This is a genomic window from Streptomyces sp. NPDC002130, assembly GCF_040296465.1.
Taxonomy (GTDB): domain Bacteria; phylum Actinomycetota; class Actinomycetes; order Streptomycetales; family Streptomycetaceae; genus Streptomyces.
The window spans coordinates 1-19954 of record NZ_JBEOXI010000074.1; the positions used below are offsets into that span (position 1 = coordinate 1).

Consider the following 19954-nt stretch of genomic DNA (forward strand, 5'->3'; position numbering starts at 1 on the left):
CGCAGCGACTGGCACGGCTGGCAGGGCCACGACCCGGACATCACCCTGCCGCACGTGCCAGGGCACGAACTGGCCGGGGTCGTCGAGGCCGTGGGTGCCCGGGTGACCGGATGGCGGCCCGGCGACCGGGTCACCGTGCCGTTCATCTGCGCCTGCGGCACCTGCCCGTCCTGCGCGGCGGGCGACCACCAGGTGTGCGAGCGCCAGACCCAGCCCGGCTTCACCCACTGGGGATCCTTCGCCCAGTACGTGGCGCTGGACCACGCCGACGTGAATCTCGTGGCGCTGCCCGGGGAGCTGTCCTTCGCGACGGCGGCCTCGCTCGGCTGCCGGTTCGCCACGGCGTACCGGGCGGTGGTGCAGCAGGGGCGGGTCGCGGCGGGAGAGTGGGTCGCGGTCCACGGGTGCGGCGGGGTCGGACTCTCCGCCGTGATGATCGCGGCGGCGTCGGGCGCGCGGGTGGTGGCAGTCGACGTGTCGGCCCAGGCCCTGGACCTGGCGCGGACGTTCGGGGCCGCGCAGTGCCTGGACGCCACGTCCGTGCCGGACACCGCGGCGGCCGTCCGGGACCTCACCGGGGGCGGCGCCCACCTCTCCCTCGACGCCCTCGGCTCACCCGGCACCTGCGCCGCCTCCGTGAACGGCCTGCGCCGCCGCGGCCGGCACGTCCAGGTCGGCCTGCTGCCCTCGCCGGACGGCACGACACCCGTGCCGATGGCCCGCGCGATCGCCCTGGAGCTCGAACTCCTCGGCAGCCACGGCATGGCCGCGCACAGCTACCCGCCGATGCTGGAGCTGGTCCGCAGCGGCGTGCTGCGCCCCGACCTGCTGGTGACGTCGATGATCGCGCTGGAGGAGGTCCCGTCCGCGCTGGCGGCGATGGGGACGGCGCCCGGAGCGGGGGCGACGGTCATCGAGCCATGGAGCTGACGCGCCGGGCGACGACCGTGCCCCACGCGAGGGCGGGGCACGACGCAGCGGGATCGGGTCAGTCGGTTCTTCGGCCGCGGTTTCCGGGCCTGGAGGCGACCCAGGCCCGGACCGTGTCGGCGTACCAGTAGGGCTTGCCGCCCTCGACATGGTCGGGCGGAGGCAGCAGCCCGTGTTTTCGATAGGACCGCACGGTGTCCGGCTGCACCCGGATGTGCGCCGCGATCTCCTTGTAGGACCACAGTCTTCGGTCGGTCATGACGTGCACCTCCCCGCGCGCACCACGGCGGCGGCCGTGGACGGCCGTCCGGGGGAGCCGGGCGCTGCGCTGGCGATCAACAAGCCTGTGTCCGGTCAACGACGCCCGGTGAGACCCGGCAGGGCCTGTGCGCCGTATGTGACGGAAGGCCCGCGTACACGCGACATGTGTGACAGGGGAGGGGTGTTTGTGACACAGCCGGGGCAAAGGCGCGCGCCGCTACGGCGGCGGGGTGTCTTGACGCAGCACTCGGGTCCGATCGCCGGCCGCCCGGGGAGGCGGGCCGGGGCGGGGGGTTGAAGACTCGGAACTGTGAGGACGCGGGTGCGGGCACGGGCGCCTGCATGGGAAAGCGCTGTCATGATCTGGTCCGAATGTCCGGACAAAACATTGACAGGGCGTCGAGAGGGGGCTACAAAGCCGGGGAGAGCCGAGCATCGAGGGGACACCGATGACGTACGACCTGATCACCATGGGGCGGATCGGAGTGGATCTGTATCCGCTGCAGACCGGCGTCCCGCTGCCGCAGGTCACGTCCTTCGGCAAGTTCCTCGGCGGCTCGGCGAGCAACGTCGCGGTCGCGGCGGCCCGTCTGGGACGGCGGACGGCGGTGATCACCCGCACCGGCGACGACCCCTTCGGCACCTATCTCCACCAGGCCCTGAGGGACTTCGGCGTGGACGACCGCTGGGTCACCCCGGTCCCCGGCCTGCCCACCCCGGTCACCTTCTGCGAGGTCTTCCCGCCGGACGACTTCCCGCTGTACTTCTACCGCCGGCCCAAGGCCCCCGACCTGGAGATCGACGCCCACGAGCTCGACCTCGACGCCGTCCGTGACGCCCGGGTCTTCTGGGTCACGGGCACGGGCCTGAGCGAGGAGCCCAGCCGTACGGCGACCCTCGCGGCCCTCGCCCACCGCGCCAAGTCCGGCACGACGGTCTTCGACCTCGACTGGCGCCCGATGTTCTGGACCGACCCCGACGCGGCCCGCCCCTTCTACGCGGAGGCCCTGCGGCACACCACCGTCGCCGTCGGCAACCTCGACGAGGTGGAGGTCGCCACGGGCGTGCGCGAACCTCACGCCGCCGCCCGGGCCCTCCTCGATGCGGGCGTCGAACTCGCCGTCGTCAAGCAGGGCCCCAAGGGCGTCCTCGCCGTGAACCGCGAGGGCGAGAGCGCCGAGGTCCCGCCGCTGCCGGTGGACGTCCTCAACGGCCTCGGCGCCGGCGACGCCTTCGGCGGCTGTCTCGTCCACGGCCTGCTGGCCGGCTGGGACCTGGAGAAGACCATGCGGCACGCCAACGCGGCCGGGGCCATCGTCGCCTCCCGCCTGGAGTGCTCGTCCGCGATGCCCACGCCGGACGAGATCGAGGCGGCCGTCACCGCGGGGGCCGTCCGGTGACCGTCGACATCTCCGAGCTCGTCCACCTGCGCAGCCACCGCCCGGAGGCGATCGCCGAGGCCGCCGCCCGCCGCACCCGCCGGCCGCTGCTGAACCCGAGCGGCCGTCTGATGATCGTCGCGGCCGATCACCCGGCCCGCGGTGCCCTCGGGGTCGGCGGCCGCGGCATGGCCATGGCCAACCGCGCCGACCTCCTCGAGCGCCTCTGCCTGGCCCTGTCCCGCCCGGGCGTCGACGGCGTCCTCGCCACCGCCGACATCCTCGACGACCTGCTCCTGCTCGGCGCCCTCGACGGCAAGGTCGTCCTCGGCTCGATGAACCGCGGCGGCCTCCAGGGCGCGAGCTTCGAACTCGACGACCGATTCACCGGCCACCGCCCCGAGGACATCCAGCGGCTGGGCTTCGACGCGGGCAAGCTGCTCCTGCGCATCGACTACGACGACCCCGGCTCGCTCACCACCCTGGAGTCCACCGCCCGGGCCGTCGACGCCATGGCCGCCCGGAAACTCCCCGTCTTCGTCGAGCCGTTCATCAGTTACCGCGACGAGCGGGGCCGGCTGCGCAACGACCTCTCCGCCGAGGCCGTCACCAAGTCGATCGCCATCGCCTCGGGCCTCGGCGGCAGCTCCGCCTACACCTGGCTGAAGGTCCCGGTCACCGACAACCCCGACGACATGGCCGAGGTCATGGCCACCTCCACGCTGCCCGCCGTGCTGCTCGGCGGCGAGGTGGGCGACGATCAGGACGGGGCGTACGAGAAGTGGCGCGGCGCCCTGCAACTGCCCACCGTGTGCGGGCTGGTCGTGGGGCGTTCGCTGCTGTACCCGGCGGACGGCGACGTGGCCGCCGCCGTGGACACCGCCGTCGGACTGCTGTGAGGGCCGCGTCATGACCACCCACACCTTCACCACGGGCTACAGCACAGAAGACCGAGCGTTCCCCCTCCCGGGCAGGGCCCGGGTCCAGATCGCCTCCGGCGCGGGAAGCCGCTTTGCTTTGGCAGGAGCGAAGTGCGAGCGACAACTCCCCGCCCGCTACGGCCCCGCGCCGGAGGTCTCCCAGGAGAGGCGTACGCGGCCTCGCCCGGTGAACGCCCGGTGCGGGCGTCGCGTATCCGTGACCACCCAGAGGGAGGGACACCGATGAGCTCGACGACGAGACTGACCGTCGCACAGGCGCTCGTGCGCTTCCTGTCGGCCCAGTACACCGAACGCGACGGCGCCCGGCAGCGGCTCATCGGCGCCACCTGGGGCATCTTCGGCCACGGCAACGTCGCCGGGATCGGCCAGGCCCTCCTCGAACACGCCGAGGAGATGCCGTTCCACCAGGGCCGCAACGAACAGGCCATGGTGCACGCGGCGGTCGGCTACGCCCGCCAGTCCGGCCGTCTGTCCACGCACGCGGTGACGACGTCCATCGGCCCGGGCGCCACCAACCTCGTCACCGGCGCCGCCCTCGCGACCGTCAACCACCTCCCGGTGCTGCTCCTGCCCGGCGACATCTTCGCGACCCGGCCCGCCGACCCGGTCCTGCAGCAACTGGAAGTGCCGTACGCGGGCGACGTGTCGGTCAACGACTGCCTGCGCCCGGTCTCCAGGTACTTCGACCGGATCACCCGGCCCGAAGCCCTGATCCCCTCGGCGCTGAACGCGATGCGCGTCCTCACCGACCCGGTCGAGACCGGCGCCGTCACCCTCGCCCTGCCCCAGGACGTGCAGGCCGAGGCGTACGACTGGCCGGAGGAGTTCTTCGCCGAGCGCGTCTGGACCGTACGGCGGCCCGGCGCCGACCCGACCGAACTGGCCGAGGCGGTACGGATCATCCGCTCGGCGAAACGGCCCCTGGTCATCGCGGGCGGCGGCGTCCACCACAGCCGCGCCGAGGAGGCCCTCGCCGAGTTCGCCGGGACGACCGGCATCCCGGTCGCCTCCACCCAGGCGGGCAAGGGCTCCCTGCGCCACGACCACCCCCAGGACGTCGGCGGCGTCGGCCACACCGGCACCGCCACCGCGGACGAACTCGCCCGCACCGCCGACCTGGTGATCGGCGTCGGCACCCGCTACACCGACTTCACCACCGCCTCCGGCACGCTGTTCGGCAACCCCGACGTCCGCTTCCTCAACCTCAACATCGCGCCCTTCGACGGTCACAAGCTCGCCGGGCAGCCCTTGGTCGCGGACGCCCGCAGCGGTCTGCAGGAGCTCACCGACGCCCTCCGGCTGCACGCGTGCCGGGTCGCCGGCACCTACGCCACCGAGTACACCGAGGACAAGGAACGCTGGGAGCAGCGCGTCGACGCCTGCTACGAGGTGGACGAACCCGACACCCGCCCGACCCAGCCCCAGGTCATCGGTGCCCTGGACGAGATCGCCGACGCCTCGGACATCCTGATCAACGCCGCCGGCTCCCTCCCCGGCGACCTGCACAAACTGTGGCGGACCCGGTCGCACGACCAGTACCACCTGGAGTACGGCTACTCCTGCATGGGCTACGAGATACCGGCCGCCATCGGCGTCAAGATGGCCGCCCCGGACCGGCCCGTGTGGGCGCTGGTCGGCGACGGCACCTACCTGATGATGCCGACGGAGCTCGTGACGGCCGTGCAGGAGGGCATCGCGATCAAGGTCCTGATCGTCCAGAACCACGGCTACGCCTCCATCGGCGGCCTGTCGGAATCGGTCGGCGGCGAGCGGTTCGGCACGGCCTACCGCTTCCCGGCCGAGGACGGCTCGTACACCGGGCCGCCGCTGCCCGTCGACCTCGCCGCCAACGCGGCCAGCCTCGGCATGCGCGTCCTGCGCGCGAAGACCGTCCGGGACCTGCGCGAGGCCCTCGCCGAGGCCCGGGCGGCCGACACTCCCACATGTGTCTACGTCGAGACCCAAACGGCAGACACAGTGTCGGGCGCGCCTCCCGCGCAGGCCTGGTGGGATGTACCCGTGGCCGAGACCGCGACACGGCCGTCCGCGGTCAAGGCACGTGAGCTGTACGAACGGCACGTCTCCACCCGACGCCGCCATCTGTGAAGGAGTTCCCGGCCATGACGAAGATCGTCAACCACTGGATCGGCGGCAAGACCGTCGAAGGCGCCTCGGGCACGCACGGGCCGGTGACCGATCCGGCGACCGGCGAGGTGACCACGAAGGTCGCGTTCGCCTCGGTCGACGAGGTGGACGCGGCGGTCGCCGCCGCCAAGGAGGCCTACCTGACCTGGGGCCAGTCCTCGCTGGCCCAGCGCACCTCGATCCTGTTCACGTTCCGCGCCCTGCTGGACGCCAACCGGGACGCGATCGCCGAGCTGATCACCGCCGAGCACGGCAAGGTGCACTCCGACGCCCTCGGCGAGGTCGCGCGCGGCCTGGAGATCGTCGACCTGGCCTGCGGCATCAGCGTGCAGCTCAAGGGCGAGCTGTCCACGCAGGTCGCGAGCCGTGTCGACGTGTCGTCGATCCGCCAGCCGCTGGGCGTCGTCGCGGGCATCACCCCGTTCAACTTCCCGGCGATGGTGCCGATGTGGATGTTCCCCATCGCCATCGCGTGCGGCAACACCTTCGTGCTGAAGCCGTCCGAGAAGGACCCGTCGGCGTCCATCAAGATCGCCGAGCTGCTCGCCGAGGCGGGCCTGCCCGACGGCGTCTTCAACGTCGTCCACGGCGACAAGGTGGCCGTCGACCGCCTGCTGGAGCACCCGGACGTCAAGGCTGTCTCCTTCGTGGGCTCGACCCCGATCGCCCGGTACATCCACACCACGGCCTCCGCGAACGGCAAGCGCGTCCAGGCCCTCGGTGGCGCCAAGAACCACATGCTGGTCCTCCCGGACGCCGACCTCGACGCGGCCGCCGACGCCGCCGTCTCGGCCGCCTACGGCTCCGCCGGTGAGCGCTGCATGGCCATCTCCGCGGTCGTCGCCGTCGGCTCGATCGGCGACGAGCTGGTGGAGAAGATCCGCGAGCGCGCCGAGAAGATCAAGATCGGCCCGGGCAACGACCCGGCCTCCGAGATGGGCCCGCTCATCACCAAGGTCCACCGCGACAAGGTCGCCTCCTACGTCGAGGGCGCCGCGGCCGAGGGCTGCGAGGTCGTCCTGGACGGCACCGGCTTCACCGTCGACGGCTTCGAGGACGGCCACTGGATCGGCATCTCGCTGCTCGACAAGGTGCCCACGTCCGCGAAGGCCTACCAGGACGAGATCTTCGGCCCGGTGCTGACCGTGCTGCGCACCGAGACCTACGAGGAGGCCCTGGACCTGATCAACGCCTCCCCGTTCGGCAACGGCACCGCGATCTTCACCCGGGACGGCGGCGCGGCCCGCCGCTTCCAGCTGGAGGTCGAGGCCGGCATGGTCGGCGTGAACGTCCCGATCCCGGTCCCCGTCGGCTACCACTCCTTCGGCGGCTGGAAGGACTCGCTCTTCGGCGACCACCACATCTACGGCAACGACGGCACGCACTTCTACACCCGCGGCAAGGTCGTCACCACCCGCTGGCCGGACCCGGCCGACGCCCCGGCGGGCGTGGACCTGGGCTTCCCGCGCAACCACTGACACCGAGTGTCCCGGGGCCGTCCGCATCAAGGACGGCCCCACTTTTTCCACGGACGGGCTCAAGAGGGCGCGGGGAACTGCGCGAACACCACGCCGCACCCGCACCCGGCAGATCACGGCACCTCCCGAGTCCGCCCCGTACACCACCCGCAGTACGCGGAAAACTCCGTGTACACCCCTGGGAGGCCACCCACTTCGGCCTCCGGTCGACAACTGTTCGACAGCTTCACCCCGTACCGTTGACGCATGGATCTTCGACTGCCCGGACTCCACGGGCTGCTGCGGAGGCCCCGGAGGCTCCTCGCCGCCGGGGCCGCCGTCGTCGTCCTCGCGGGCGCGGGCACGTGGACGGCCGTCGCGAACGACGACACGCCCCCGGTCCACCGCGAAGACCGGCTCCTGGCCACCGGCGACGGCGTCCGCATCGACACCTCGTTCTTCACCTCCGGAGCAGACCGCCGCCGCCCCGCCGTCCTGCTCGGGCACGGCTTCGGCGGCAGCAAGAAGGACGTACGGCAGCAGGCCGAGGACCTCGCCCGGGACGGCTACGCGGTCCTGACCTGGTCGGCCCGCGGCTTCGGCAAGTCCAACGGGAAGATCGGCCTCAACGACCCCGAGGGCGAGGTCGCCGACGTCTCGAAGCTCATCGACTGGCTGGCCAAGCAGCCCCAGGTCGAGCTCGACAAGAAGGGCGACCCCCGCGTCGGCATGGCAGGCGCCTCCTACGGCGGCGCGATCGCCCTGCTCACCGCGGGCCACGACCCTCGTGTCGACGCCATCGCCCCGGCGATCACGTACTGGAACCTCGCCGACGCCCTCTTCCCGAACGGCGTCTTCAAGAAGCTCTGGGCCGGCATCTTCGTCAACTCCGGCGGCGGCTGCGAGAAGTTCGAGCCCGCGCTGTGCCGGATGTACGAGCGGGTCGCCGAGTCGGGCAAGCCGGACGCCGAGGCGCGCGAGCTGCTTCAGGAGCGTTCGCCGTCCGCCGTCGGGAAGAACATCAACGTGCCGACGCTGCTGATGCAGGGCCAGTCCGACTCCCTCTTCCCGCTCGGCCAGGCCGACCGGGCCGCGAAGGCGATCCGGGCCAACGGCGCCCCCGTCGACGTCGACTGGATCGCCGGCGGTCACGACGGCGGCGACATGGAGACCGGCCGGGTCGAAGGCCGCGTGACATCCTGGTTCGACCGCTACCTCAAGGACGACAAGGGCGCCGACACCGGCCCCGCCTTCCGCGTCACCCGCACCCTCGGCACGGGATCCGGCGACGGCGAACCCCGCCTGACCGGCGTGACCTCGGACCGCTACCCCGGCCTGGAGAGCAAGCAGCGTTCCGTCTCCCTGGCCGGGCGCGAGCAGAGCTTCGACAATCCGCCCGGCGCCAGCCCGCCCGGCGTCTCCGCCCTGCCCGGCCTCGGCGGCGCCGGCGGCCTCAGCCAGCTCTCCACGCTCGGCATCGGCGTCTCCCTCGACTTCCCCGGCCAGTTCGCCGCGTTCGAGTCCGCGCCGATGCGCGAGGACCTCCAGATCACCGGCTCGCCCACCGCCACCGTGCACGTGAAGTCCACCAGCGACGACGCCGTCCTCTTCGCCAAGCTCTACGACGTCGGCCCGGGCGGCGGCACCCAGCAGGTGCTGCCCTCCCAGCTCGTCACACCCCTCAGGGTCGAAGGCGCCAAGGCCGGCAAGGACGTCACCATCACCCTCCCGGCGATCGACCACGAGGTCGACGACGGCCACCGGCTCCGCCTGGTCCTCGCCTCGACGGACCTCGGTTACGCCTCCCCGACGGCCCCGGCCACCTACACCGTCTCCCTCAAGGGCGACCTGGAGGTCCCCTCGGCTCTCGGCGGGCGCGACAGCCGGGCAGGGCTGCCCGCATGGGTGTGGTGGCTGCCGCTCGCCGGCGCCGGTGTCGCGCTCGCGCTGATCCTCACGGGCCGCCGCCGCACGACCGCACCCGCCCCACCGGACCCGGCCCTGGCCGAAGTCCCCCTCCAGATCACGGACCTCACCAAGCGCTACGCGAAGGCGTCGGACCGGTACGCCGTCAAGAACCTCTCCTTCCGCGTGGAGCAGGGCCAGGTCCTCGGCCTGCTCGGCCCCAACGGGGCCGGCAAGACGACCACCCTGCGCATGCTGATGGGCCTGATCAAGCCCGACGGCGGCGAGATCCGCGTCTTCGGCCACGCCATCGGCCCCGGCGCCCCGGTCCTCTCCCGGGTCGGCGCCTTCGTCGAGGGCGCCGGCTTCCTGCCCCACCTGTCCGGCCGCGAGAACCTGGAGCTGTACTGGCGCGCCACCGGCCGCCCCGCCGAGGACGCGCACATGGAGGAGGCCCTGGAGATCGCGGGCCTCGGCGACGCCCTCGCCCGCGCCGTGCGCACCTACTCCCAGGGCATGCGCCAGCGCCTCGCCATCGCCCAGGCCATGCTCGGCCTGCCGGACCTGCTCATCCTCGACGAACCGACCAACGGCCTGGACCCGCCCCAGATCCGTGAGATGCGCGAGGTGATGATCCGCTACGCCGCCGCCGGCCGCACGGTCATCGTCTCCAGCCACCTCCTCGCGGAGGTCGAGCAGACCTGCACCCACCTCGTGGTGATGGACCACGGGCAGCTCGTCCAGGCGGGCCCGGTCGAGGACATCGTCGGCTCGGGCGACACCCTCCTCGTCGGCACGGCCACGCCCGTGGACGAGCCCGTCGTGGAGAAGGTCGGCGCCCTGCCCGGTGTCGCCTCGGCCGTGCGCGCCGACGAGGGCCTCCTGATCCAGCTCGACGCCGACGGCACCCCGCAGCGCCTGGTCGCCGACCTCGTACGCCTGGACGTGGCGGTGCGTTCGGTCGGCCCCCACCGCCGCCTGGAGGACGCCTTCCTCACCCTGATCGGAGCCGAAGCATGAGCACGCTCGCCGAGCCGCCCGCCGAGGTCGCCGACGGCTACCGCGCGGGCCGCACCCTGCCCTTCCGCGTCGAGCTGGCCCGGCAGCTGAAACGGCGCCGCACCATGGTCATGGGCGGTGTCCTGGTCGCCCTGCCGATCATCCTGCTGATCGCCTTCCAGGTCGGCGGTGACCCGGGCGGCAACAACAACCGCGTCAACCTCATGGACACGGCGACCGCGTCCGGGGCCAACTTCGCCGCGGTCAACCTCTTCTCCGCCGCAGGCTTCCTGCTCGTCATCCCCGTCGCCCTGTTCTGCGGCGACACGGTCGCCTCCGAGGCGAGCTGGTCGTCCCTGCGCTATCTGCTCGCGGCCCCCGTGCCCCGGGCCCGGCTGCTGTGGTCCAAGCTGGCGGTCGGACTCACCCTGAGCCTGGCCGCGATGGTCCTGCTCCCGGTCGTCGCCCTCGGCGTGGGGACGGCCGCCTACGGCTGGGGGCCGCTCGAACTGCCCACCGGCGGCAGCCTGTCCACCGGCACCGCGGCCCAGCGCATGCTGATCGTGGTCGCGTACATCATGGTGTCCCAACTGGTCACCGCCGCGCTCGCGTTCTACCTCTCGACCCGGACGGACGCCCCGCTCGGTGCGGTCGGCGGCGCGGTGTTCCTCACCATCATCGGCAGCGTCCTCGACGAGGTGACGGCCCTCGGCGACTGGCGCCACTTCCTGCCCGCGCACTGGCAGTACGCCTGGCTCGACGCCGTCCGGCCCCAGCTGGAGTGGTCGGACATGATCCAGGGCACGTCGGTCTCCGTGACGTACGCGCTCGTGCTGTTCGCCCTGGCCTTCCGCGGTTTCGCCCGCAAGGACGTCGTCTCCTAGGCCAACGGACAGGTCAACGGAGGATCACCCACCGGTCTCGAAGGGCGGTCCCCGTGGCCGCTTCGAGACCCTTCCGCAACGCCCCGTACCGCACGTTCGGGCCCCCCGCGCCGTCACAGTCGCAAGAAGCCGACGCCAACGGATGCAGGGGGCAGGGGCGATGGAGCGGTTCCGGACACGAAAAGCGCTGCTCGCACTCACGGCCGCGAGCGGACTGCTGCTCACCGCCTGCGGCGGGGGCGCCGACACCGGCGACGGCAGCAAGGCCGCCGACCGCCCCGGGTACGGCGCGGGCGAACCCGCACCCGCCCACGGCGACGAGGACGGCACGAGCGAGCGGGACGGCCTCCGCGAAGAGCCGGACCACCTCTCCACCTTCGCCCTCGACGTCGACACCGCCTCCTACGACTACGCCCGCCGGGCCCTCGCCGACGGGCGGCTGCCCGACCCGTCGACCGTCCGCCCCGAGGAGTTCGTCAACAGCTTCCGCCAGGACTACGACCGCCCCGACGGCGACGGCTTCTCGGTCACCGTCGACGGTGCCCGCACCGACGACGAGGACTGGTCCCTGGTCCGCGTCGGCCTCGCCACCCGCGCCACCGGGCGCTCCGGCGAACGCCCGCCCGCCGCCCTCACCTTCGTCATCGACGTCTCGGGCTCCATGGACGAACCGGGCCGCCTGGACCTCGCCAAGGAGTCCCTCTCGGTGATGACGGACCGGCTGCGCGACGACGACTCGGTCGCGCTCGTCACCTTCAGCGACGAGGCCGAGACCGTCCTGCCCATGACCCGCCTCGACGGCAACCGCGACGAGATCCAGGACGTCATCTCCGACCTGGACACCCAGGACTCCACCAACCTCGGCGCCGGCGTCGAGACCGGCTACGAGACGGCCACCGAGGGGTTGCGCGAGGGCGCCACCAACCGGGTCGTCCTCATCTCCGACGCGCTCGCCAACACCGGCGACACCGACGCGGACGCCATCCTGGAGCGCATCGCCGGCGAACGCCGCGAGCACGGCATCACCCTCTTCGGCGTCGGCGTCGGCAGCGACTACGGCGACGCCCTGATGGAACGCCTCGCCGACAAGGGCGACGGCCACACCGTCTACGTGTCCGACTCCGACGAGGCCCGCAAGGTCTTCTCCGAGCAGCTCCCGCGCAACGTCGACCTCACCGCCCGCGACGCCAAGGCCCAGGTCGCCTTCGACCCGGAGACGGTCGAGGAGTTCCACCTCGTCGGCTACGACAACCGGCGCGTCGCCGACGAGGACTTCCGCGACGACCGCGTCGACGGCGGCGAGGTCGGCCCCGGCCACACCGTCACCGCCCTGTACGCCGTGCGCACCGGGCCCGGCGCCGAGGGCCACCTCGCCACCGCCACCGTGCGCTGGCTCGACCCGGAGACCCGCGACCCGCACGAGGAGACCGGCGACCTGGAGACCGACGCCCTCCACGGCTCCTTGCGCGACGCCCCCAGCCGCTTCCAGGTCACCGCGGTGGCGGCCTGGTTCGCCGACGCCCTCCGCTCGCGAAACGACCGCCACGACCGCCTCCCGGGAGCTCCGGCCGGCTTCGCCGAACTCGCGGACCACGCCCGCGTGTTGTCCGAGGCCACGGAGGACGGGGCCGTGCGCGGACTCGCCCGGGCCATCGAACAGGCCGACCGGCGGCGGGACTGAGAACCTCCCGGCCTTCCGGGACGGGACGCGGGCCAACCGGGTGAACCTGCGGAACCAATTCTTCTGCACCGGGTTGATGAGGCAGTAGAGCATGCGGCGCCACGAGAAAGGAACGCGCAGTGCTCAAGGAGGCATTGATCGCTGCGGCGGCCGCCGCTTCCGCCCTTGATGTGCCGGTGACGGCCGCTGTCCCGGCACTCGCCGGCGGACCGGCCGTCGCGCAGGGCAACGGCGAGTAACGCTGCCTCCGCGCCTCTGTGCCGCGGGACAGCACTCCACACGCCTGATTCCTGTTCAGCGCTGCGACCAGTTCATGCCGCCGCACCGTCGGCCCTGGATGTGGATCTCCGCTCCGAGGCCGGCCGCCCCAATTCTTCAAGCAGGAGGACAACTGCAATGCGACAGACCCTGAGCAAGGGAGCGTTCGCGGCGGCCGCCGCCACGGGGCTTCTGTCCCTGTACGGCAGCCCCGCCCTCGCCGACTCCGACGCGTCGGGAGTGGCGAAGGATTCCCCTGGTGCGCTGTCCGGGAACAGCGTGCAGGTGCCGGTCGACGTGCCGGTCAACGTGTGCGGCAACACCGTCAACGTGCTCGCGGCGCTCAACACCGCGTTCGGCAACTCCTGCAGGAACATCTCGGACAAGTCGTCGGGCCACGAGGCGGGCTCGGACGCGTCGGCGGTCGTCAAGGGTTCTCCCGGCTTGGGTTCCGGGAACAACGTGCAGGTGCCGGTCGAGGTGCCCGTGAACGCCTGCGGCAACAGCGTCGACGGGGGCGCGTTGCTCAACGACGCGCTCGAGAACGACTGCGAGAACGGCTCCTACGGCGGCGGCTACGGCGACGACGACAAGCCGTCGACGGAGGAGAAGCCGAAGCCCCCGGCCAAGGGCGGTTCCGTCCCGCCGGACAGCGAGAAGCCGCGTTCCACGACCCCGGACACCGAGGACTCGTCCATCACCGAGGAAGCGGAGGAGCAGGAGGAGCCCAGCACCCTGCCCCAGCTGGCCGAGACCGGCAGCGAGGCCCTGGCGGCGGCATCGGCCGCCAGCGCCGTCCTGATCGCGGGCGGAGTGCTGATGTACCGCCGCGGCCGCACCGCCTCGTCCCGCTAGCCGTTCCCGAGCCGGCCGGGTGCCGGAGACAGCCTCTCCGGCACCCGCACCCGCACCCGCACCCGCACCCGCACGCCGGGAGACCGGCGCCTGCCGCCCCCGGTGGCCCATCCCGGCCGACCCGGCGGCCGCGCGCCGCACGGCCCGGACGGCAGCGCGGCCACCGCCCGCGTGGCCCCGGCACGTCGCCGTCCCCGGCGCGCGGCCGTGGCCGCCCCCGGACCGCATCACCCGCACCCCCCGTCGACCAAGGTCCGGGGGGTGTCGGCCGTCGCGTCACACCGGCTTGCTCGACCGCCCTTCCCGGCACGGGAGCGGGCCGCTGACGACGCTGTCGCCGTCAGCGGCCCACGGGTCACCGTGCGGGGTCCCCCGTCAGCGGTGCACGGGCGACGGCGACTCGCTCCGGCTGCCGTCCACCGGAGCGGGGACGACGCCGCCCACCGGCATCGCCCCGAGCCGGCGGCGTACTCCACGGACGAGTGTCGACGCCGTGAAGGACGCGCCCTGCACGAAGCGCATGGCCGGGCCGAAGCCCGAGGCCGTCACCAGGCCGGCGAGGAACAGGCCGGGGTAGGAGGACTCGAAGCTGCGCCCGACCTCCGGGGAGCCGTCCGGCAGTGCCGCCAGCGTGCCGCGCAACTCGGGGGAGAGCAGTCCGAGCCGGTCGCAGCGCGCCCGGAACCCCGTGGCGGCGATGACGTGTTCGGTCTCCAGACTGCGCAGAGCACCCGTACGGCTCGCCATGTCCAGCCGCACCCCGCCCGGCACCGCACAGGCCGCGGTGACCTCATGGCCCGGCAGCAGCTCCACCACGCCCTCCACCCGGTCCCGCACCCACCACGCGCCCGCCGGCCCCAGCGCCGTGGTCGCGATGCGTGCCCGGGTCGGCTCCGGCAGCCGCCGGAAGAGGTTCGGGCGCTCCGCGTAGAACCAGTTCCGCCAGCCGGGGCCGAGGCCGCTGTGGGGGGAGCGGGCCGACTGGTACCAGGGGCGCTCCCACGGCGGCGGCACGTCGTTCCACCGCAGCTGTTCCGCCCGCGCCAGTACACGGACACGCGTGCCCTGTTCGGCGAGCAGTGCCGCCGTCTCCAGGGCCGCCTGCCCGCCGCCGATCACCGTGACGTCCTTGTCGCGGAAGCGGTCGAGGTCGCTGTGGTGGCTGCTGTGCGTCACCAGGGCGGGGTGCAGTGCGCGCAGTGCCTGCGGTACCTCGACGAACGGCATCACGCCGACAGCCAGGGCCACCGTTCGCGCCTGCACCTCCTCGCCGTCCTCGGTGACCGCCGTGAAACCGCCCGGCCCGGCCGCCACCCGGGTCACCGTGCGCTCGTCCACCTCCGGTACGGCGTTGCGCGCGAACCACAGGCCGTACTCCGCGAACGCCTCGACCGGAATCGGCTGCGCATGACGTGCCGTCAAGCCGTGCTGCTCGCAGTAGACGTCCAGACGCCACTGCCCGGCCGGGTCGGAGAGGTTGGACGCCCACGGTTCCGACTTCAGGAACATGCCGCGGGGCATGTTGTCCCGCCAGGACGCCATGGGCCGGCCGAACACGCGCAGGTTCAGCCCGGCGGCCGCGGCGTGGGACGCGATCGACAGACCGTACGGGCCTGCGCCCACCACCAGAAGGTCGTACACCATCAACTGCTCGCTTTCTCGTTGTCGGTCAGGGAGGGCGAGGCCGCCCGGGGGGTCAGCCGGGGCGTCGGCACCGTCGCCGTGCCCAGCCGCTCACACAGCCGGCGGGACACGTGCCGGCACCACTGGGCCCACATGACCCGTCCGGGGGAGCGGTCGTCCGCGGCGTACCAGGCCAGCTCGCGCCCGCCCGGTGCCGCACGCAGCGCCGCCATCGGCGCGTAGTTCTCCACCACGAACGCCCGCCCGGCCATCGGGGCCCCGGCCGGCAGTGAACGGCCCGTCAGATCCAGGTGCAGGGCCCGTACGACGTCCAGGCCCGTGCTGTCCGCGAAGAGCCGGAACTGGGCGCCGGCGCGCGGGTTGAAGTCGAGCAGGTGGTAACGGCCCGTCTCGCCGCAGCGGCGGAAGTCGAGGTCGAAGATGCCCCGGTAGCCCAGCTCGCCGGTGAGCCGCTCGGCCAGCGCCTGCACCTGGGGGTTGGGAGTCCAGCAGCCCACCGCGGTCAGGCCCGCCCCCCGCGGCCAGGCCAGCTGCTTGCGGCCCGGACCGCCCGCGCGCACGGTGCCCGAGCGGTCGGCGTAGCCGTGGAAGAACCAGTCCCGGTCCGGCCCCGGTGACAGGTACGCCTGGAGCAGCAGCCGGCTGCCCGCTTCCTCGGTGCGCGAGAACAGCTCCCGGGCCTGCTGTACGGACCGCACCAGCACCGTGCTGCGCAGTCCGCTGCCGGCGGGCAGCAGCCAGGGACGGCTCCACTTCGCCACCGCCGGCAGCCCGAGCCGCCGCAGGGCCTCGTCGACCTCGGCCGGACTGTCCGGGATCAGCGTCACCGGGTGCGGTACCTCGGCGGACGCGCACACGGCGGCCAGTTCCGCCTTGTCGGCGACGCGCTCGGCCAGGGTGCCGGGCATCTCCGGCAGAAGGTAGGAGGACGCGAGTTCGTCCCGCGTCCGCCCCGCGGTGATCGCGCTCGCGTCGTCCATCGGGACCAGGACGGCGGGTCGTGCGATCCGGTCGGCCACGCGGCGCAGCACGGCGAGGATGTCCTCCGTGGACGCCCCCGGGGGCGGCGGCGGGTGCATTTGCCGTACGTAACGCGACGCTCCGACGGGACTTCCCGCGGTATCAGCGACGACGTGTACCTCCACTCCCGCCCTGCCGAGCGAGCGCACGGCCCCCAGTGTTCCGTGGTGAAAAGGATTCCGGTCGATCCGCAGCACAACAGCGGGGACGCGGATGTCGAGCAGCGACACGAATTCTCTCTTTCTCTTCGATCGGCTCACCCGCACGGGCGAGCCCGGCACTCGAAAGCCGCAACGGCACTGGCGCTCCAGGCTTTTCTATGACTCACTTATATGACTGCCCGTCAATAACACCAATTGCGGCAGCACTCCGGACGAGAGCGAAGAAAGGAGCAGGCATGGCCCCACAGCACAGGCGGGCCAAGGCCCGCCGGCTGACCTTGGGCGCGGCAGCGGTCGCCGCGTCGGCCGCCCTGGCGTCCGGCCTCGTGGCGGGGGTGGGGGTGGCGCAGGCCGCCGAGCCCCGGGCTCCGGCGCCGACCCCGGTGGCGCCCGCAGCCACGCCCTCGGCCCTCACACCTCCGGCCTTCACGCCTCCGCCGGCCCTCACACCTCCGCCGGCCCTCACACCGCCGGCCCTCACACCGCCAGCCCTCACACCTGCGGCTGTCGCCCAGCCCCCGACGCCCGCCCCGGCCACCACTGCGGCGGCCGATGAGGAGATTCCCGCCTTCGGTGTCTTCCTCAAGTCCGACGCCCGTGGCGTGGCGCGGATGCCGCTGTTCAGCCACTGGCTGGGCGGCACGGAGCTCCGCGTCGGCCACACCTATCTGCCGGGACACCGCTGGCGCGACATCGAGGGTGCCGCCGACTTCCTGGACGTGTGGGCGCACTGGCGCAACAAGAAGGCCGACCGGATGCTGGTCCTCAACGTCCCCATGCAGGAGCGCAACGAGGAGGGCGTCTCCGACAACGAGGTCAGGCAGCTGCTGCGGCGCGGCGCGGCCGGGGAGTTCGATCACCACTTCCGTGTCCTCGCCGAGCGGTTGGTGAAGCTGAGGGTGCCGGACACGGTCATCGTGCTCGGCTGGGAAATGAATGGCACCACGTACACCCATCGCTGTGGGCCGGACCCGGAGGCCTGGAAGAAGTACTGGAACAGGATCGTCGCCACCATGCGTTCCGTGCCGGGCCAGAAGTTTCGGTTCGATTTCACGCCGAGCCGTGGCCAGGATGCCGTTCCCTGGACGAAATGCTATCCGGGGGACGACACGGTCGACGTCATCGGCATGGATTCTTATGACCAGCCGAACGGAATGTCGTTCGACCAACAGGTGAAAGAGCCCTACGGGCTGCAGCACCACGTGGATTTCGCGAAGGCTCACGGCAAACCCATTTCCTACCCGGAATGGGGGCTCTTCCGCAACGGTGACAATCCCGAGTACATGCGGCGCATGCTCGCCTGGATGAACGAGCACAGACCGCTCTACAACACGCTGACCGACTACTGCCCGCACGGTGTGTGGCAGTGCGGAGCCAACCCGAAGTCGTCCCACCTCTACCGGTCCACCCTGTTCGGGCGCACCGACCAGGCGGCCCCGCCCCTCACACCCACGCCGAAGCCGACCCCGCCCGGCACGACGCCGTCCCCGGCGGACTGCACGCCGCTGGATCTGGGCAGTTGGGTGGAGGAGTGGCTCGGCGGGAAGCTCTGCCTGCGCTTCGACTGGTGGTGATCCACCAGCCTCAAAGCCCGCTCCCCGGTGCCGTGCTCGGCCGGGCCCGCCGTCGTCACCGTTGTCCGCGCACATCGGCGGCGGCAGCCGGGCCGGGCACCGAGGGGGTCGGGGCACTCTCGCCGTCCCGGCCGCCCTTCCGGGGGCGCGCCAGCAGGGCCAGGCCGCCCAGCAGACCGCCGGCGCTCGCCCCCACCAGACCGGTCACCGCCGGTGACGCGGACGTCGGCTCGCGCGGCTCCACCGCCCGGGAGAACTGCACGAGCCGCACGTGGGTGCTGTCACTGCTGTCCTCCGCGTGGCGGGTCAGCGAGCGGGTGACCGCGTTGGCCATGTCGACGGCGAGGCCGGGGCGCGGGGAAGTGGCCGAGACGGCGACCATCGGCGCGTCCGGCGACGTCGCCGTGCGCACACTGTGCTGCAGGGTGCGCACCGGGACGCCCGCGTACACCTGAGCGTCCCCGAGCACCGCGAGCTGCGTGGCGACCCGGCCGTACGCCTGAGCGAATCCGAGGGCGGCGTCCGGTGTGGACTTTTCGGTGGGTACGGCGATGACGTAGCTCGTGGCCGTGTACGTGGAGGGTGTGAGCAAGCCGTAGGAGCCGCCGAGCAGACCCCCGACGACGGTGCCTGCCGCCAGCACGGACCACAGGGGGAGGCCCCTGAGACGAGCCGGGGACAGGCGGTGCTGACGGGACGGAGTGTCGGTCATGAGGAGGTGGCTCCCAGAGGTGAGAGGGACGGCGAACTGGACACCGCTGCCGCGTACACGTCCGTGAGACGCGCCGCGCAGTGGGTGATGCTGTAGTGGTGGGCGACCTCCGAGGCCCTGCGCGGCCGGGCGCCGGCCGCCCGGACCTCGGCCATCGCACGGGCGTAGGCCTCGGGGCCGCCGCGCACACACCGGGCACCGGCGGCAGCGGACGGGCGCACGTCCTCGATGGCCGGGCAGGAGGCGTAGAGCACCGGCAGTCCGGACGCCAGAGCCTCCACGGCCGCCAGACCGAAGGCCTCCTCCGTGGACGGGGACGCCAGCAGGTCCATCGCCGAGGTGAGCGAAGGCAGGTCCGGACCCCGCGAGTCGTCGCCTACGTAGGGACGTTCGCCGGCGAAGACGACGCGCTCGGCCACGCCGGCCTCGTGGGCCGTGCGACGCAGGGCGGGCTCCTCGGGGCCGCCGCCCACCAGCAGCAGCCGGCACTCGTCCGGCAGCAGGGCGAGCGCCCGGACGAGGACGTCGAACCGCTTCCCCGCGGTGAGCCGGCCGACACCGCCCACGACCCAGGCGTCCTCCGGCAGGCCGAAGTGCCTGCGGGCGTGCGCGCGCCGCTCCGGGCCGAAGCGGAAGCGGTCCAGGTCGATGCCGTTCGGCACGACCTCGATGCGGGGCGCGGGCACGCCCCAGCGCTTCAGGCGCTCGGCCACCGTCGGGGAGACGGCGACCGTCGCCGAACCGAGCCGCTCACTGGCGAGGTACAGGCCCCGCACCCCTGCCGTCAGGCTGCGGCCCTCCATCTGTGAGTCGCCCAGGGAGTGTTCGGTGGCCACGACCGCCCGGACCCCGGCCGCGCGTGCGGCGAAGCGGCCGTAGACGCAGGCCCGGTAGAGATGCGTGTGCACCAGGTCGTAGCCGCCGGTGCGAATCAGCCGGACCAGGCGCGGCAGCGCGGCCAGGTCACGGTTGCCGCCCATGCCGAGATGCGTGACACGGACACCGTCGGCCGCCAGGCCCTCGGCGACCGCGCCGGGGTTGGTGAGCGTCACGACGTCGCAGTCGACGGGCAGATGACGCAACAGCAGGCGCAACTGCTGCTCGGCCCCGCCGACGCCGAGTCCGGTGATGATGTGCAGAGCCCTCAT

Annotated in this window: 15 protein-coding genes and 1 pseudogene; 11 read left to right on the forward strand and 5 right to left on the reverse strand. The window is 72.6% G+C overall.

What is annotated here, in order from left to right:
- Window positions 1-930: zinc-dependent alcohol dehydrogenase family protein (locus tag ABT116_RS16585; RefSeq protein WP_351633471.1), on the forward strand; the 930-nt coding region annotated here is incomplete at its 5' end.
- A 58-nt stretch (window positions 931-988) separates the two neighbouring features.
- Here ABT116_RS16585 and ABT116_RS16590 read toward each other — a convergent pair.
- Window positions 989-1189: a helix-turn-helix transcriptional regulator gene (locus ABT116_RS16590; RefSeq protein ID WP_104779857.1), complete on the reverse strand. Its 201-nt coding sequence runs from the start codon at window positions 1187-1189 to the stop codon at window positions 989-991.
- 451 nt (window positions 1190-1640) lie between these two features.
- Here ABT116_RS16590 and iolC point away from each other — a divergent pair, with 451 nt between their 5' ends.
- From iolC to ABT116_RS16635, 9 genes and pseudogenes are all read left to right on the forward strand, one after another.
- Window positions 1641-2591 (forward strand): 5-dehydro-2-deoxygluconokinase, encoded by a 951-nt coding sequence (gene iolC / locus ABT116_RS16595; protein WP_351633479.1) that lies wholly within the window; start codon window positions 1641-1643, stop codon window positions 2589-2591.
- The gene (locus ABT116_RS16600) at window positions 2588-3469 is read left to right on the forward strand and encodes a Cgl0159 family (beta/alpha)8-fold protein (RefSeq protein ID WP_351633482.1); all 882 of its coding nucleotides are present in this window, start codon (window positions 2588-2590) and stop codon (window positions 3467-3469) included. The genes iolC and ABT116_RS16600 overlap by 4 nt, the downstream gene beginning before the upstream one ends.
- A 64-nt stretch (window positions 3470-3533) precedes the next feature.
- Window positions 3534-3704, forward strand: a pseudogene (locus ABT116_RS16605) (5-deoxy-glucuronate isomerase); the annotation flags it as partial.
- A gap of 29 nt (window positions 3705-3733) precedes the next feature.
- On the forward strand, window positions 3734-5617 hold the full coding sequence (gene iolD, locus ABT116_RS16610; RefSeq protein ID WP_351633485.1) for a 3D-(3,5/4)-trihydroxycyclohexane-1,2-dione acylhydrolase (decyclizing): 1884 nt from the start codon (window positions 3734-3736) through the stop codon (window positions 5615-5617).
- 14 nt (window positions 5618-5631) lie between these two features.
- Window positions 5632-7134, forward strand: a complete 1503-nt coding sequence (mmsA, locus tag ABT116_RS16615) for a CoA-acylating methylmalonate-semialdehyde dehydrogenase (protein WP_351633488.1) — start codon at window positions 5632-5634, stop codon at window positions 7132-7134.
- Window positions 7135-7380: 246 nt separating this feature from the next.
- Window positions 7381-10038 carry a CocE/NonD family hydrolase gene (locus ABT116_RS16620; RefSeq protein WP_351633491.1) on the forward strand — a complete coding sequence of 886 codons (2658 nt, stop codon included), beginning with the start codon at window positions 7381-7383 and terminating at the stop codon, window positions 10036-10038.
- Complete coding sequence (locus ABT116_RS16625) at window positions 10035-10901, forward strand: ABC transporter permease (protein ID WP_351633494.1); 867 nt, start codon at window positions 10035-10037, stop codon at window positions 10899-10901. The genes ABT116_RS16620 and ABT116_RS16625 overlap by 4 nt, the downstream gene beginning before the upstream one ends.
- A gap of 142 nt (window positions 10902-11043) precedes the next feature.
- Window positions 11044-12582 (forward strand): vWA domain-containing protein, encoded by a 1539-nt coding sequence (locus ABT116_RS16630; RefSeq protein ID WP_502983878.1) that lies wholly within the window; start codon window positions 11044-11046, stop codon window positions 12580-12582.
- 396 nt (window positions 12583-12978) lie between these two features.
- Complete coding sequence (locus tag ABT116_RS16635) at window positions 12979-13695, forward strand: chaplin (protein WP_351633500.1); 717 nt, start codon at window positions 12979-12981, stop codon at window positions 13693-13695.
- 375 nt (window positions 13696-14070) lie between these two features.
- On the opposite strand, the gene ABT116_RS16640 is transcribed toward ABT116_RS16635, so the two are convergent.
- Together ABT116_RS16640 and ABT116_RS16645 are read right to left on the reverse strand one after the other, a co-directional pair.
- Window positions 14071-15339, reverse strand: a complete 1269-nt coding sequence (locus ABT116_RS16640) for an NAD(P)-binding domain-containing protein (RefSeq protein WP_351633502.1) — start codon at window positions 15337-15339, stop codon at window positions 14071-14073.
- The gene (locus tag ABT116_RS16645) at window positions 15339-16589 is read right to left on the reverse strand and encodes a carboxylate--amine ligase (RefSeq protein WP_351633505.1); all 1251 of its coding nucleotides are present in this window, start codon (window positions 16587-16589) and stop codon (window positions 15339-15341) included. Before ABT116_RS16645 ends, ABT116_RS16640 begins: the two co-directional genes overlap by 1 nt.
- Before the next feature lie 167 nt (window positions 16590-16756).
- On the opposite strand from ABT116_RS16645, the gene ABT116_RS16650 reads away from it, so the two are divergent.
- Complete coding sequence (locus ABT116_RS16650) at window positions 16757-18094, forward strand: glycoside hydrolase family 26 protein (RefSeq protein ID WP_351633508.1); 1338 nt, start codon at window positions 16757-16759, stop codon at window positions 18092-18094.
- A 55-nt stretch (window positions 18095-18149) separates the two neighbouring features.
- On the opposite strand, the gene ABT116_RS16655 is transcribed toward ABT116_RS16650, so the two are convergent.
- Window positions 18150-18806 (reverse strand): YveK family protein, encoded by a 657-nt coding sequence (locus tag ABT116_RS16655; RefSeq protein ID WP_351633510.1) that lies wholly within the window; start codon window positions 18804-18806, stop codon window positions 18150-18152.
- Window positions 18803-19954 carry a glycosyltransferase gene (locus ABT116_RS16660; protein ID WP_351633512.1) on the reverse strand — a complete coding sequence of 384 codons (1152 nt, stop codon included), beginning with the start codon at window positions 19952-19954 and terminating at the stop codon, window positions 18803-18805. The genes ABT116_RS16655 and ABT116_RS16660 overlap by 4 nt, the downstream gene beginning before the upstream one ends.